This is a genomic window from Endozoicomonas sp., assembly GCF_051008435.1.
GTDB lineage: Bacteria > Pseudomonadota > Gammaproteobacteria > Pseudomonadales > Endozoicomonadaceae > Endozoicomonas_A.
This window is the reverse complement of sequence record NZ_JBPCXO010000423.1, coordinates 1-13,729: the sequence shown is the minus strand read 5'-3', so window position 1 is coordinate 13,729 and position 13,729 is coordinate 1. Positions and strand designations below refer to the sequence as shown.

General features: G+C 48.0%; 22 protein-coding genes. 18 read left to right on the top strand and 4 right to left on the bottom strand.

Going from position 1 to position 13,729, the window contains the following annotated elements:
- Positions 1-649, top strand: a 649-nt coding sequence (locus ACR2PX_RS21365) for a hypothetical protein (RefSeq protein WP_434001383.1), incomplete at its 5' end; no start/stop codon positions are given.
- Here ACR2PX_RS21365 and ACR2PX_RS21360 read toward each other — a convergent pair.
- Positions 642-1,619, bottom strand: a complete 978-nt coding sequence (locus tag ACR2PX_RS21360; RefSeq protein WP_434001382.1) for a tyrosine-type recombinase/integrase — start codon at positions 1,617-1,619, stop codon at positions 642-644. The two genes, ACR2PX_RS21365 and ACR2PX_RS21360, sit on opposite strands and share 8 nt — an antisense overlap.
- Positions 1,620-1,784: 165 nt before the next feature.
- On the opposite strand from ACR2PX_RS21360, the gene ACR2PX_RS21355 reads away from it, so the two are divergent.
- Together ACR2PX_RS21355 and ACR2PX_RS21350 are read left to right on the top strand one after the other, a co-directional pair.
- Positions 1,785-2,246, top strand: a complete 462-nt coding sequence (locus ACR2PX_RS21355; protein ID WP_434001381.1) for a hypothetical protein — start codon at positions 1,785-1,787, stop codon at positions 2,244-2,246.
- A 37-nt stretch (positions 2,247-2,283) separates the two neighbouring features.
- Positions 2,284-3,180 (top strand): hypothetical protein, encoded by an 897-nt coding sequence (locus ACR2PX_RS21350; protein ID WP_434001380.1) that lies wholly within the window; start codon positions 2,284-2,286, stop codon positions 3,178-3,180.
- 29 nt (positions 3,181-3,209) lie between these two features.
- Here ACR2PX_RS21350 and ACR2PX_RS21345 read toward each other — a convergent pair whose 3' ends face one another.
- Positions 3,210-3,911, bottom strand: a complete 702-nt coding sequence (locus ACR2PX_RS21345; RefSeq protein WP_434001379.1) for a hypothetical protein — start codon at positions 3,909-3,911, stop codon at positions 3,210-3,212.
- A gap of 221 nt (positions 3,912-4,132) precedes the next feature.
- Here ACR2PX_RS21345 and ACR2PX_RS21340 point away from each other — a divergent pair, with 221 nt between their 5' ends.
- From ACR2PX_RS21340 to ACR2PX_RS21325, 4 genes are all read left to right on the top strand, one after another.
- Positions 4,133-5,182, top strand: coding sequence for a replication initiation protein (locus ACR2PX_RS21340; RefSeq protein WP_434001378.1), 1,050 nt, complete (start codon positions 4,133-4,135; stop codon positions 5,180-5,182).
- 452 nt (positions 5,183-5,634) lie between these two features.
- Positions 5,635-5,880, top strand: a complete 246-nt coding sequence (locus ACR2PX_RS21335) for an ash family protein (protein ID WP_434001377.1) — start codon at positions 5,635-5,637, stop codon at positions 5,878-5,880.
- Positions 5,849-6,007 carry a hypothetical protein gene (locus ACR2PX_RS21330; RefSeq protein WP_434001376.1) on the top strand — a complete coding sequence of 53 codons (159 nt, stop codon included), beginning with the start codon at positions 5,849-5,851 and terminating at the stop codon, positions 6,005-6,007. Before ACR2PX_RS21335 ends, ACR2PX_RS21330 begins: the two co-directional genes overlap by 32 nt.
- Positions 6,004-6,276 carry a helix-turn-helix transcriptional regulator gene (locus ACR2PX_RS21325; RefSeq protein WP_434001375.1) on the top strand — a complete coding sequence of 91 codons (273 nt, stop codon included), beginning with the start codon at positions 6,004-6,006 and terminating at the stop codon, positions 6,274-6,276. The genes ACR2PX_RS21330 and ACR2PX_RS21325 overlap by 4 nt, the downstream gene beginning before the upstream one ends.
- A gap of 84 nt (positions 6,277-6,360) precedes the next feature.
- On the opposite strand, the gene ACR2PX_RS21320 is transcribed toward ACR2PX_RS21325, so the two are convergent.
- Positions 6,361-7,392 (bottom strand): DNA-binding protein, encoded by a 1,032-nt coding sequence (locus ACR2PX_RS21320; protein ID WP_434001374.1) that lies wholly within the window; start codon positions 7,390-7,392, stop codon positions 6,361-6,363.
- A gap of 186 nt (positions 7,393-7,578) precedes the next feature.
- Here ACR2PX_RS21320 and ACR2PX_RS21315 point away from each other — a divergent pair, with 186 nt between their 5' ends.
- From ACR2PX_RS21315 to ACR2PX_RS21280, 8 genes are all read left to right on the top strand, one after another.
- On the top strand, positions 7,579-7,917 hold the full coding sequence (locus ACR2PX_RS21315; protein ID WP_434001373.1) for a type II toxin-antitoxin system RelE/ParE family toxin: 339 nt from the start codon (positions 7,579-7,581) through the stop codon (positions 7,915-7,917).
- Positions 7,914-8,225: a NadS family protein gene (nadS, locus tag ACR2PX_RS21310; protein ID WP_434001372.1), complete on the top strand. Its 312-nt coding sequence runs from the start codon at positions 7,914-7,916 to the stop codon at positions 8,223-8,225. Before ACR2PX_RS21315 ends, nadS begins: the two co-directional genes overlap by 4 nt.
- Before the next feature lie 80 nt (positions 8,226-8,305).
- Positions 8,306-8,455 (top strand): hypothetical protein, encoded by a 150-nt coding sequence (locus tag ACR2PX_RS21305; protein ID WP_434001371.1) that lies wholly within the window; start codon positions 8,306-8,308, stop codon positions 8,453-8,455.
- A 2-nt stretch (positions 8,456-8,457) separates the two neighbouring features.
- A complete protein-coding gene (locus ACR2PX_RS21300; RefSeq protein WP_434001370.1) occupies positions 8,458-8,763 on the top strand; it encodes a type II toxin-antitoxin system YafO family toxin in 306 nt (101 codons plus the stop codon).
- A 106-nt stretch (positions 8,764-8,869) separates the two neighbouring features.
- Positions 8,870-9,085, top strand: coding sequence for a hypothetical protein (locus ACR2PX_RS21295; RefSeq protein WP_434001369.1), 216 nt, complete (start codon positions 8,870-8,872; stop codon positions 9,083-9,085).
- Positions 9,086-9,377: 292 nt separating this feature from the next.
- Positions 9,378-10,019, top strand: coding sequence for a division plane positioning ATPase MipZ (locus ACR2PX_RS21290; RefSeq protein WP_434001368.1), 642 nt, complete (start codon positions 9,378-9,380; stop codon positions 10,017-10,019).
- Complete coding sequence (locus ACR2PX_RS21285; protein ID WP_434001367.1) at positions 10,012-10,284, top strand: CopG family ribbon-helix-helix protein; 273 nt, start codon at positions 10,012-10,014, stop codon at positions 10,282-10,284. Before ACR2PX_RS21290 ends, ACR2PX_RS21285 begins: the two co-directional genes overlap by 8 nt.
- Before the next feature lie 31 nt (positions 10,285-10,315).
- Complete coding sequence (locus ACR2PX_RS21280) at positions 10,316-10,891, top strand: hypothetical protein (RefSeq protein WP_434001366.1); 576 nt, start codon at positions 10,316-10,318, stop codon at positions 10,889-10,891.
- Between the two features lie 32 nt (positions 10,892-10,923).
- On the opposite strand, the gene ACR2PX_RS21275 is transcribed toward ACR2PX_RS21280, so the two are convergent.
- Complete coding sequence (locus ACR2PX_RS21275) at positions 10,924-11,946, bottom strand: site-specific integrase (protein WP_434001365.1); 1,023 nt, start codon at positions 11,944-11,946, stop codon at positions 10,924-10,926.
- Positions 11,947-12,124: 178 nt separating this feature from the next.
- Here ACR2PX_RS21275 and ACR2PX_RS21270 point away from each other — a divergent pair, with 178 nt between their 5' ends.
- The 3 genes from ACR2PX_RS21270 (at position 12,125) to ACR2PX_RS21260 (ending at position 13,605) form a co-directional block, all read left to right on the top strand.
- On the top strand, positions 12,125-12,856 hold the full coding sequence (locus ACR2PX_RS21270; protein WP_434001364.1) for a DUF4225 domain-containing protein: 732 nt from the start codon (positions 12,125-12,127) through the stop codon (positions 12,854-12,856).
- Positions 12,853-13,158, top strand: coding sequence for a hypothetical protein (locus tag ACR2PX_RS21265; protein ID WP_434001363.1), 306 nt, complete (start codon positions 12,853-12,855; stop codon positions 13,156-13,158). The genes ACR2PX_RS21270 and ACR2PX_RS21265 overlap by 4 nt, the downstream gene beginning before the upstream one ends.
- A gap of 276 nt (positions 13,159-13,434) precedes the next feature.
- Positions 13,435-13,605 carry a hypothetical protein gene (locus ACR2PX_RS21260; protein WP_434001362.1) on the top strand — a complete coding sequence of 57 codons (171 nt, stop codon included), beginning with the start codon at positions 13,435-13,437 and terminating at the stop codon, positions 13,603-13,605.
- Positions 13,606-13,729 lie beyond the last annotated feature (124 nt).

The window sequence follows — 13,729 nt, the reverse complement described above, 5'->3', positions numbered from 1 at the left end:
TGAGGTGATAATGGCTAAATTGTTGTATTCCGTTACTCATAAAGTGCTTCGGCCTTTGCACGACGACGTTGATCGGTATTTCACAATCATTGATTGTGAACTCCAATCGATCGAGAGAAACAACTTCTCTGTAGTCACTGCCGGACGGGCACAATTCTTTCTCATAGATGTTTATTCGGGACTGGAGCATGGCTATACGGCATTCGACTTGTTTAATCAGAAGGCGACAACGCTTGATTTCTATCAAGCGTTGTACAATGAAACAGAAGATTCATTGAGTCTCAAGCCTTACCTTGCGAAGGCGTTTCCAAGATTGCCGCCAGAGGCCGTCAACATCATCATTCTTGACTGGATTTCAATCTCGCCTAATTATCGGGGAAAAGGTCTTGTAGGACGTTTGGTAGAAGGTGTTGTTGATCTCTTTGCAGGACAGTTAGTTGGATTGATGGTATTAAAGCCGTTTCCTTTGCAGTTTAAAGATGTAACTGATAGTGGTTACTGGCAATCACGAGCGATGTTTGAACAGTTTTCACAAGATAAGCCAACCGTTTTTAAGAAACTCTCATGTTATTATGAGCGGTTGGGGTTCTGCCATATCGGGTATAAATCAAATGGACACGAAGGGATCATGGCTCGCTGTCTCATTTGAACAGCCCTTTGGTCACATTTCGAGTGGATACCGCATCGCCCAGGTAATGTTCTGTGGTGCTGGCTTGGCTATGTCGGGCATGGCGCTTTACGTCGTTCAGAGAGCATCCCTTTTCAATCGCTGAGATCAATACGCCACGTCGTAGCGAGTGGCCTGAATAAAGCTTTGGGTTAAGTCCTGCCTTCTTGCAGTAAGCCTTGATGATGTCGGCGGCACTGTCAGGCTGGATAGCACACTCCTGGACGGCCAGCTTTCCCCGTATGCGTCGGAACAGTTTTCCGGTAGTGATCTGGGCAGCCTCCCGCCAGGCATTAACGGCAGCAACAGGACAGTGGCGATTGCCGGGGGCGTCAATGATGACAGTCTGGCCTTTTGCCAGCTGGTCACGCTTGGACTTGGTGATGAATACTTCTGCAGTATGGGTGTTGGGTATGGCCTTGATGTCTTTCACGTCCAGGTTAACCAGCTCACTGCGACGAAGGCCAGTGGCGAAACCGATCAGGAGCAGTGCTCGGTTGCGCAGTCCGTGTAAGGTGTCGGTTGGGCATTTACGGCAGAGCTTTTTCAAGTCACTGATACGAATCGGTTCTTTCTGTTCAGGCTTGTTGGACAGGTCACGGCTTGCCCGGACTTGCCTGACCTGCTTGCTGATGCGTCTCAATGAGGGATGGTACATTGGGTTGGTTTCGTCGGTGTAGCCGTTCATGCGGTGGAGCCAGGTGATAGCCATTCTGCGCTGGTTGATGGTGCTGGGTTTGAGTTTCTGGTTCACCAGGTCAAAGAGGTAGTCTTTGATTGTTTCTGGAGACAATGGCAGGTCGCCGGCTAAGTGTCGTTCGTCGAGCCACTGGCCGAAGTACTTCAAGGCCTTTCGGTAAGTGGTGAAACTTGGTTGGCTAATGTCGTATAGCTCGAAGAACTCAAACGAGTCTTTGAAGTCGGGTAAATGCCGGATTAGGGTATCTGACATGGCTATTTGCAAAGCCTCCAGCGTAATTCATCGGCGAAGTTTTCACGGGTGGGAAATTTAAGTTTCCAAGAGTAGATTCAAAACCCATTCTAGCCTCGGTAAATGGTCTCGTCAGTGGACGTTTGTAGAATTATTAGACCACTTAAAAAAGGGGGAATCCGAAACATGAAAAAGAACGGTCGACCTCCCTTCAAGGTCACGACTGATGTGCGTTTGAGAGCAAAGCAACTGGCTTTGGAAGGCTGTTCAAAAAAACAGATTGCTCAAGGGTTGGGGATCGGCTACTCGACTCTGATGAAAAAACAGCTGGAGCACAAAGCCTTGGGTTGGGCGATGGCAAAAGGGAGACAGGAAATGTTGAGCTCAACATTAGAGGAAAAGAATCAATTATTTGAATTTTCCAGACACGGTGATGTCAGGTCACAAATCCTCTTTCTGGTGCAACGTTGTCCGGAGTCCTGGAGCTTTGATGGTCAGCATGAGTATCGGCAGCTGATTAAGCAGAAACAGCTTGAAAAGCTGATGGCAAAACATCCTGTACTGGTGTTGGAATCTGCCAAGATAAAAGTGTTGTTATTTGTGATTCACCTTAAAAATTCTGCAGTGTTGGTGAAGTGCTGCCAGTGAAATTCCTTAGAGTACGTTTTCTACTGAGGTGAAAGCTATGGCATTTGGTGACGGTCCCGGAGGACGGGCAGGCGGAGGTAGTGCATCTGAAGGTGCTGGTCGTGGTAATGGTCCGTCTGGTATTGGTGGGCGTGGCGAAGGAAATGGTTCTTCTAGCGGAGGTAGAGGCCGGGGAGATGGGCCCGCAGGCAGAGCTGGAGCGGGTGATGCCTCAGAGGGTACTGGTCAAGGAAATTCGCCTTCAGGCATGGGAAGGGGTGGTAATGGTGGTGTTTCCGGTTCTGGCGGCCGGGAAGGACGTGGACCGGGATCAACGGTAGGTGCTGGGCGTCGATCTTCAGCGTTGGGTGCGTTTGGAGGAATAGCAAACAGCCTTGGATTAACGAGTCCAGGCGTGACGGAGTTAGGTGAGATTGGCTGGTCTGGGCCTGGCCATAGAAGCAGAGAAAAAGCTGCCAATGTTGGGCAAAAGCGAGGTGCACAAACTGCATTGGATGTAGCTGGTGCAAGAACCGTTGGTAGCATTGTTGGAGCAGAAGGCCCCGTAGATGCTTATGGCAAGGTGTCCACTTTTGGAATGACACCCAACGAAGAGCGGGGGTACAATGAAGTACAAAGTCAGAGAACCGGATTAGCGCCAGTAGGAGCAGTGGCTAAAAGTTTTGGGCCTGCTGGTTTATTAACAAACACTGCTATTAATGCTGTTGATTATGCAGTGCAAGCTGATTATGCAAAAAGCCGTTATGGCATCGACCCATCTAAAAACAGGCGCTCAAATGCCGTAGCCGCATTTACTCCAGGTAATAGAGATTCTGGTTCTCGTGTGGCTACAGCACCTAGTAGCCAACCTCAAGCCGTCAATAACTGGATGTGGGAACCTGCCAGCTATGGTGTTGGAGACTACGGTAGCCATGTTAAAGGTTTGCTTTCTTAGGACGAACTGACAGGATTTATTAAACGCTCTCAGTTAAAACTTACGGTTTGGAAAGACGAGTCGGCCTTCTTGTTGAATGCTTTCAGAAAGGCTTGAGTGCGTTCAGTATTCTTGTTTTCAGGTAGAAACATGATGGTTTTTTCGCAAAGAATGGGCTCCCCGTAAGAAATGGTCATTTTATTTTTGGCGTTTCTTCCTGGTGAAAATACTTTTTGATAGCTCTTGAAGACCATGCAGGATGGCAATAGATAATTACTGTCCTCGAGATACATAGAAACGTCGTCGTCTCTTGTTATAGTGGTGTGAAAGACTCCAGTATCAAATCTTTGGTTGCCGCGAATGTATTTATCAATTTGAACGAATCCATCTTTTTCAAAACCTGGTATCCAGTAACCTGAACCAATAGTCCACAAGTTTATGGTGACGGATTTGTCGATGACATTGTCATCATCTTTTGAGGCGAAGATGTAGGAGTCTCTGTACTGGTACGACCCGCCGGTATTGTTGGCGTATCTTTCCCACTCTGAGACTGGCACCATGCCGAGGTATTCTAGGTTCTGATCGACATTGATGACGCCGTTAGGGTTGTTTGAAGAATAAAGTGCATTGTCCTGAATCTGTCGTTTTGGTGGAGCAAAAGGGTTTTCAAAAGTGGCACACCCCGATAAAGCCAGTACTGAAACAGCACCCAAAACCAGCGATAAATATTTTCTATTTTTATTGTTTTTCATGGCGTACAACCTGATGCCTATTGTGTAAGGCGAGTGTACCAGTTTGTGAAACAAGTTTCTTTCGGAAGGAAAAATAGGATACGTTAATTAGCGGACGCTTAAACGAGGAAAGGCCAGTGTGTGCAGCACTGACCTTTCGGGATGCAAGCTCGACTTTGCGGAGGCGGCTAGCTCTGATTAAGATAACGATCACGGCCAGCCAAATCAAGAAGGAATATGAAATGGTTGGTCAAGTGTTAAATTCCAATAGCTCACAAGCAGAGCAACTTGAGCTCCTCGATCCGGTAGATCGCTTCTATCAGCTTGCTCCAAAAAAACCCTATTGCACCAACGACTTGAATTATGGCCTGGTTATACGGAGTAAGGACTCCGCCTTCAGCCGACGTTATGTGCAACACAATCCGCCTGCCATGTGTCACTGGCTCACGTTTGATCAGGATCATGAGCATATCTTGATGTGGGAAAAGGTCAGGCTGCCAGAACCGAACTTGATTGTACGTAACCTGGATAACCGACGGGCTCATGTTTCCTACGCCATTGAGTCAGTCTGTACCAGTGAGGCAGGCAATCCCAAGCCAATCGCTTATGCTTCTGCCGTTCAGGAAGCCTACACACAGGCTCTGAAGGCTGATGCCTGTTACACCAACTTCATTACCAAGAACCCATATCATGATGACTGGCATGTGTGGGAGTTGCACAGACATGTGTATTCGCTGGGAGATCTGGCTGATTCAGTAGACCTGGTTCGTAAGCGATGGACTCGAAAACAGGCGGCTAATGATGAATACCATGGCCTAAGCCGAAACTGTGCTCTGTTTAACCGGCTGCGCTACTGGGCTTACGACCATATCTCCTGGCATCGTGAGCAGGGAACCCGTTACCAGGCATGGATGAATCTGGTGCTGGAACATGCGGAGAATAACAATACTTTCCCAGAACCCCTGCCTTACAGTGAGATCAAGTCTACGGCCAAGAGCGTTGGCAAGTGGGTTTGGAAAAACTACTGGCCTGAAGGGAGGGTGATTCGGCGAGGCGTGATGTCTGGTGACTTTGCTTCCAGCCAGTTGCCATTGGATTTGAAAAAGAAGCAGAGGCTGTCTGCGAGGCGTACCAACGAACTCCAGAGAAGCGCCACGGAAAGCAAGATCATTGATGCCATTGGCCTGCTTACAGCGCAAGGCAAGAAAGTCACGAAGGCTGCTGTAGCGCGTGTCAGCGGAGTTGGCAGGAGAACTATTTACAACCAGTACACGCATCTTTTTTTGGACTAAAAAGTGTGCCATACGGTGTACATCAGGTAACAGCCCGTTTTTACGGGTGACATGGTGGGATACGTGCGTATTGCATTTGCTAGAATCCAGTTCCATTGCTTTTCCAGTACAGCACTAGCCCGGTGCGATGGCTTGGGTGACCGAGCGTAGCGAGCGAGGCCAAGACAGCGGGTCGGAAACAAGGCGCGTATGTTGCTGAGTGGGGCACAATGGTAATGCGCCGCGTAGTTTTTTTCTCTTTGTTTCCTGTTGTCTGTGGTCGCTTTGGTTGTAGACTAGTTCTCTCCCGCCTTCTAAAGCCATCTATTGGCTTTTTTCTGCTTTCTGATCTCTTGGTAGGTCTTCCCCAAATCATTGGTCAGATCGCTTTAATATGCGTCTGAGCACGTGTTGACCGTTGTCGTTTTTTAAAGGTATTCTGTTCACTGCTTCAGCAAAATCTGAAGCCCGGATTGGTCTCCGGCTATCTCAAAGGCGTACAAGCCGCGTTCAGCGGTTTTTTTGTACCTGTACCGCATACCTGCCCGTTTATGGTCGGGTTGTTGGGAGCATCTTCGGGTGCACCGGTATCCTTTGAGGCCGGTAAGACCAATCCTGACAATCCGGCCTCCCGTTTTGACATTGGTCTGTCGAGTGGAGGCTCCAAACTCTCAAAGGAGCCTTACCATGGTTTACCGCATTGCCGTTCTCAATGGTGACACTGCCCGTCTTTCTGCCTGTTCTGTTCGTGAGTGTATTGAGCTTTCCGCTGTTTCTTTTCAGATCGCTGTTGCTGAAGCGGAGCGCTTGAATGGCGTTGTGATCGGCTGGAGGCAGGCGCTGTGAAACGTAGTTGGAAGGATCGAAACTACCGGAAGGCGTTGGCTGTTCAACTTGAGAGCCTGGTGGGGGAGTTGTCCCGCTTGGCCTGGTTGCTCCAGCTGGAGGATGAGTGCTTGTTGGAAATTCATGAGGTCATGGCGCTGACTGGCCTGAAGTCGCGCACCAGTGTGTATCGTGCCGTAGAGAGTGGCGTGTTGCCTGATGCGGTGAAGCTGGGGTCAAGAGCTTTTTGGCGCAAGAGTGAGATTTTGGCGAGGCTGGAGAAGAGCTGAGCAAGGTGGCCAGCCATGGTCTAAACAAGGCTGGCCGTGGTTTCAGGAGTTGACCTTGAGAACTTTCTACGGACGATAGGGTAGTTATTTGTTTTTTGATTTGTGTTCCATGTTGTCCAGTCTCTGTTTTTCCATAGCACTCAACTGCCCCTCTAGCTCCCCTGTCTGTTTGTGTAACGCTTTGTTCTCTTGCTTCAGCTCTCCGGTTTCCTCTGATAGTTCTTTGATTCTGGACTTGCTGGCTTCCAGTTCGGCTTTTAGGGTGACGGCCTGTCTGCTGTCTTCCTGGAGCTGGCTGTTGTTTTTTTCCAGTTGGTTGATCTTGATGTTTCGGTCGTCTATTCGGGCTTCCAGTCCTGATGTAGTCGTCTTGAGCTTGAGGAGTTCGGCAACTTGGCTGCTGTTGCTTTTTGTGAGGATTTCTTTCTCACCGATGAGGTGCTGCATATTGTTTTCAAGGTTTGTGGCCTTCAGGGTTTCCTGGTTGAGTTGTTGGCGCAACTGTTCTCCCTGTTTTTGACAGTCCTTGACCTGTTGTTTCAGCTCACTGTTGAGGCCAAGCAATCGGGAGGCTTCGTCGGCTTGACGATCTTTCTCTGTGGTCATGCGCCTGAGCTCTTCACGCAGCTGTCCGGCTTCGGTTTTGCTGGAGGCTAGTTGTTCCTGCAGACGGATAAGGTCGGCTTTCAGAATGCTGGTTTGTTCGTGTGCGGCCATCTTCTCACTTTCTGCGTTCTGTCGGCTTTCTGCGGCCACTGAAAGTTCTTTTTCCAGCCGGACGATATCTTGTAAGGCTTCGTCTCTTTCGTCTTCTGCGGCGCTGACAGTGGCTTCAGATTCAGCCTGAACGGTCACTAACTTTTCGTTGGCCAGTTTGGAGGCTGTCTGCCAGAACTCAGTTTCCATACGTTCGGCCACTGTTTTCAGCTCCCCTGGCATCTCAAGGGCAACTGCGGTTGTGGTCTTGCGACTTTCTTTCCATTCTCTCAGCACAGGACTGATGGTAGCGAAACTGCCGCCACCAAGAAATTCACGGACGCTTGCCATTGTGGCCTTCTCTCCGTCTCGTTCTAAAGCTTCTGCCGCTTGGATGATGTCGTCTCTGGTGATACCCATATGTATGCTCTTTTGTATTATTTGTATGTAATGTATGTTGTATTATACATACATTACATACAATCCATTCAAAGATTCAAGTAAGAGTTTGTGTCCTTCATTAGATCAAGGTCGATTCGTGTGAGGTTGGGCTTTTCTGAGACTTAGGTATACTTTGCTGAAACTAATCCAAAGGATTACACTCTAATGCAGACAGTGGTGGAATTGCCCCTCTATCGGAAACGGGCTGAGAGCCTGCTGAGTGACCAGGAACAAAGGGACATCATCAGTCATTTGGCCGAGAACTCAAAAGCAGGGGTGTTGATCAGGGAAACCGGAGGTGTTCGTAAGCTTCGCTGGAGGCGTGAAGGAACCGGGAAAAGTGGCGGAGTCCGGGTGATCTACTTTCATCGAGACCTTAATATTCCGTTGTTTCTCTTGACGGTGTATGGCAAAGGCGAACAGGACAACCTGACTAAAGCTCAATGCAATCAGATGAAGAAATTGACCAATGTTCTGGTAAGTGAATGGGAGAAAATAATATGAACCAGGTATTTGATGACATCATGCAGGGGCTGGATGAGGCTGTAGCTTTTACCCGGGGCAACAAGGCCGGGGCTATTGTTCACGAGATTACCCCTCTAGATGTGAAAGATATTCGTGCCAGTCTGGATATGACTCAGGAAGAGTTTGCTCAGGCGGTTGGGGTTAAACTACCAACTCTCCGACACTGGGAGCGTGGGGACAGAAAGCCCAGTGGATCTGCTCGCGTGTTGCTTAATCTACTGGCAAAAGAGCCTCAGAAGATTGTCCAGATGTTGAGATCAGATCAACAACGAGTGGCTTTTGGTTGAGGTGGCTTGTCTTTAGCGTTACAAACTCTGTGTTAGAGTTCTTGATCAAACCGTTAGTCCCCGTCAAAGAGTAATTGATTATGAAAGCAGTCCAGCAAGATTCATCAGGAAGGAAAAGTCGATCAGGTCTTAGCCTGAGTGAAGCGGAATCACTTAAAGTTACCTTGCAGAAGGCTAGGGAAGCTGTCAAAAAGGACGCCAAATCAAAAGAAGAATTTAAAGAAATCTGAGTATGGTAAGAGTTCTTCTGTCTGCTGTTTTGCAGGAAGCAGCAAATCGAGATGTGCGTATCAGTCAGATCGCGAAAGCATTCAAGGTGTACAAGGAAACAGGCAAGGCAGGTACATTGATTGGTCGGGATGTTGATATTGGGTATCCGATATCAGCCAAGCAAAACCAACTCATGCACGCCCACCTTTATCCTGGACGTTTAAGAGTAAGGGGTGTTCCTGTCAGACAACATGACAGAACCAGTGATATTTTCCTGATCTACTGCGAAGGTCTTATGGACTCTAATGCGTTTTGTTTGATTGATTGACATCATTTGGGATGGTGCACACCAGAGGCTCAATAATGAACGATACGTCAGGGATGAATTAGTGCCTGTTGCCGAGAAATTCAGAGAGTGTTTTTGAGGATGCGATATGGTTAATTCTTCACTGGTCTGGCAAACCGGGAACCCAATGAAGGCGGGGTATTATCTGGTAGCTGTTCTTTATGAGAATGGATTGGGGTTTATTGGTTCTGATTATTGGGATACTGAATTAGGTTGGAGTATTGAGGATGAAATTGTTGGGTTTATTCCACTCAATCAGCTGGTTGATAGTGTAGGTTTGGAGTTCCCATTGATTCAGGATTGATCTTTTCTACGTGAAAGATATTGCTGAAACCCGCTCTGTGCGGGTTTTTTTGTGTACCTCATTTTTATTTGAAATATCATCATTTTAAAAGACTTTTTCATTGATGGAGTTTGTGGTTTGTAGCGTATTTTTTACCATATTATCAAAAGCTTAAAGGCGCTGCGATAGCTGCATAGGGTGTGACCGTAATACAGGGAGCAGAGCGAAGATTCAATAGAAGAGGGGACAGGGTTTACAGTGCGTAATACATAAAACATAATTATGAAAACATAATGCATAAAAAGGACTGAGGATGATCATATTGCTTGGCAGCAACAAGGGAGGCAGTGGCAAGACAACACTGGCTTGTAACCTTGCAGTGTCGTTAGCGAAAGATGGAGGTGATGTTTGCTTGGTCGATGCGGATCGACAGGGGAGTGCGTCACGTTGGAATCTTGAAAGAGAAGCGTCAGGTACTCAGCCAGCGATTACGCTGGTGCAAAAATACGACAACCTTTCCCAAACGTTGCAAAGCCTTGATGGCAAATACAGTCATGTTTTGGTGGATGTGGCAGGCAGGAATAGCCGGGAAATGATCACAGCTGCAACAGTGGCTGACTTAATGATTGCTCCCCACCAGTGCAGCCAACTGGATTTGGATACCCTGGGTGAATTACAGGAGCAGGTGGTCAGAGTGATGGATTTTAACCCTTCATTGAGAGTGTTGGTTTACCAGACCATGGCATCGACCAATATCCAGGTGATTGAGAATGAGCGCAGGGACTTTAAATCTTATGTAGGCGAATTCCCGGAGTTCATTGCGCTGAAGTCTTCTGGTCGATACCGAAAAATCTATCGAGATGTGATGAGCGAAGGCCTATCGGTTTTGGAGACCAGCAACAAGCTGGCCATTGAAGAGCTGACCGCTTTATACAAAGAGGTGTTCAATGGTTAAGCCCAGATCACAACAGGCCAGCAAGAAGAAGGTCGATCCAAAGGTTGCTGAAGCATTGGCGGATAGCCTGGCGGATAAGCCTTATGGAAAGCCCCAGTCGATAGAAGAAGCAATAGAGCGACTGACCATCGCCTTGCCGGTTAGTCTTTACGATGAACTTGAGTCGTTGGCGAAAGCCAGGAAGAGAGCCAGGGCTGATAATCGCTCCATGTCGGCCATTGCCCGTGAAGCCATCAGGGAATACTTAGGAAAACATAATTCATAAAACATAAAACATAAAAAGGGTATTTTCCGAAATGGCAGAGAAGGATACTGACTCCGGGATTGAAAGCCGGTTCAGCTTCAAGTGCTCGAAGCGTTGGGAGGAGTTGACTGAGGCTGGTGACGACAAAGTGAAGCTGTGTAACCAGTGTAATGAGTCGGTTCACTTGGTAGAAAGTCTCGAGGAGCTGGATAAGCACAGTGAGAATGATCGGTGTGTGGCATTGAAGCTCAAGAAGAAGCAACAGGATTACGCTTTGACGGGACTTGTGGAATTGACGGAACCCTTGCATCTTCGCCAAAAAGGTAGAGGAAAGGAGGAAGTCACACAGGGTTGTGGATCCAGTAATTCAAAGGTTGATGGTCTGGATATCCCCGATTTCCTGATAAGAAGTCCAGCCATAAAGGCAAAGGAAGAAGAGATAGAAGAGAATCAGCCAGAATTTGTAGGCTATCTGCGACGGCCAGAGTCTGGAGACCGGTCACCGCATTTTTCTCCCCCTGCCTATCTCGGCAGGGCGGTTGCCGATTTTCCCTACCAGAAAAAGAAGCCGAAAGAGCGCCTGTTCAAAAGGCTGTTGAGACGTCTTGGTTTCAACAAGGGAGCGTGATTGCTCCCGTTCCTTTTTCTGCCCCTCCCTCTTCAGAGCAATCCCTCAGTCGGGTTGTTGTTATAGCGGTTCGCCTGGTTAATGTAGTGCAGCGTTTGTTTCGGATCTTTGTGGCGAGCGTGTTGCGCCAGTGGAATCAGGTCAGCGCCGTTCTCGGCGGCACTGGTCAGCATCCCGCTTCGCAGGCTGTGTCCCGAATAGACTGATGAGTTTAACCCTGCTGCCTTGCAATAGCGTTTGATGACCAGAGCCACACTTTGGTCTGTCAGTGCTTTTTCAGGGTCAACCGATCCCCCTCGCCGAATTCTTCGGAAGACAGGCCCATTTTGAATACCTGCAGCTTCCAGCCAGTCCAGCAAGGCTTTTACCGGACAATGCGCCTTGCCTCGGATAATAGATACCGTTGCTCCCATTCCTTCCTGGTCCCCTTTGGATTTACGAATATGAATGTCAGCGCCTTTGGGTGTGATGACAATATCGCTCGCTTCTAGGGCGACTAGTTCCGAGCGGCGCAGACTGGCGGCAAAACCAACCAGAAGCAGGGCGCGATCCCGCAAACCGGCAATATTTCCCTGATCGCAGTGATCGGCCATCAAAGATACAGCGTCAGCTCTGGCGGGGGCTTTCTGTTGTGGGGCATTACTCTTGCCTTCACTAGCTCTTCTTCGTTTCAGTCCTTTGAGGGTATCAGTAACCAGCTGATGTTGGGCTGGGTTGGATTGTCCGTAGCCTCTTGTCTTGTGCAGCCAGCTGATGGCTCGCAAGCGACGTTGCAGGGTGGCGGGTTTCAGGCCTTCCGAATCCAGAAATGAGAGGTAGTTAGCAACGATATCAGGGGAGTGTGGTAGCTGACCGGTGATGCCTTCTTTCTCAATCCAGTGCCGGTATGAGTTCTTCGGAGCCAAGGTATCGAATCCATGGGTTAGCCCCAAGTCTTTCAAATAACCCTTCAGCGTGTTGGGACTGATGGAGTGATTGAGGTTGGCTAATGTTTCTTCGCTGAGACTGTTAAACGGTTGAATGAAGTGCTGATTTTGGACAACGCTCAGGGTCATTTTTGTTATCCCTTTTAACTAACGGCAATCTTTGTTTCCGATAGTTATAGTATCAAAACGGGATACGAACGCAATACAGAAAAGCAAAGACAAAGGGCGGTTGTGGTTTTCGTTGGTTGATCTGTAGTACTGTTTTTTCTGGAAACAGCACGTTGCAAGTAATGAGAAGGAAGTCTCAATGATAAGTCAGGTGGAAGAAGCGATAGCCAGACTTCGCAGTAAAGCATCTATGGTCGGTCATACATTGTTCAAAGATTCCGTGGCAGCCCGACAGCAGTTCATGATGGAAGTGAATATTTATTGTGATCAGTTGCGTTCAAGCATTAGAAAAATATCGCGACAAGCTGAACAAGAAATTGTTGAGGCTATTAACCGGGCGGGTAACTATATCGAGAAGCGAGGTTGGCAGCTTGCCTCCAGTTTGATTGGTACAGTGGCAGGTGGCTTTCAGGTTCTTGGTGGTGTTGTGCTAATCAAAGGAACGGTAGGCATAGGTACACCCATTGGTGCTGCGATGATAGCTCATGGTGTAACCAATCTTTATGAAGGCGGGAGTGGTATTTATGGGTTCTTTGCCAATGAAGACAGTCATAGTGTTGGACCTGCACGATGGGCTTATAGAGGAGCTGTGAGGCTGGTAGGTCTGGACAGTGCTTATGGGGATGTGGTCTATGGTGGTGCGGATCTTCTGTTTTCAGCAGGTGCAGTAGGTCTGAAGATACATTCAGCTCCACGGACTTTTGCCCATGAGAAAATGTTTGGACAGAGACCCTGGAAGTTAGTGAGGTTTATTGAAACAGACTTTCAAAGAGGGTTTCATCAGATGGGGAAGAATGCGCTCAGGTTTGAAGCTATTGCCAGCGGTGCCACGGCCACAAACACTTATCAATCAACTCCCGTAAAGCAATGAGCAGTCAAACACTATTAGCGGTGATTCTTTTCTACCCTGCATTGATTTTTTTCTTGGGGAAAGCCCTGTGCATACTATCTAAAACAAGCAGGCTTTATGAGGTGTTGATGTTTTTTACAGCGCCGGTTTTCGGAGTCATTATCTTTGAAGTGTTTCCTGATAAGAATGGTTCAGTTCATGGTGATCACCCTGGCTACTTGACCTTAGTGGCAGTTCTTTCAGCACTGGTGCTTGTCCGTGTTTTGTCGGTCATCTCAAAAAAAATGGAAGGCATTGAAAACAGAAAGAAAGGCATTTTTTAGCATTCTGTCTTGACGGAAAGTGATACACTTTTCTATCTTGGTTGTTATTCGTTGTAGATCCCTTTTGGGTTCCAACGGCAATTGAGACAACCCAACATATTTGAAACTGGCCTTTCGGTTTCTGCCATTGGTGGCAGCAACAGACGACAGGTTGGAAAGGACGCCACGTCTCACCCTTGACCGGCTAACGCTGGTTGGTGGTGTGCGTGGCGTTTTTTATTGTCTGGAGGAAATGGTATGCGACAGGCGCAGTCCTTGACGCAATTTTGTATACGAATGCCTCAAAACATTCTGGAGCGCGCTCAGGTCGAGGCTGAGAAATTGGAGTGTGATCGGGCTTCGGTGATGAGGTTCTGGTTATACCAGGGATTCAACAAGCTGGAGCGTGATGGAGGGATGCCGAAGGCGTTCCTGAAGTCATTGCCTTTGTCTGAGCGCAAGTGGTGAGGTGATAATGGCTAAATTGTTGTATTCCGTTACTCATAAAGTGCTTCGGCCTTTGCACGACGACGTTGATCGGTATTTCACAATCATTGATTGTGAACTCCAATCGATCGAGAGAAACAACTTC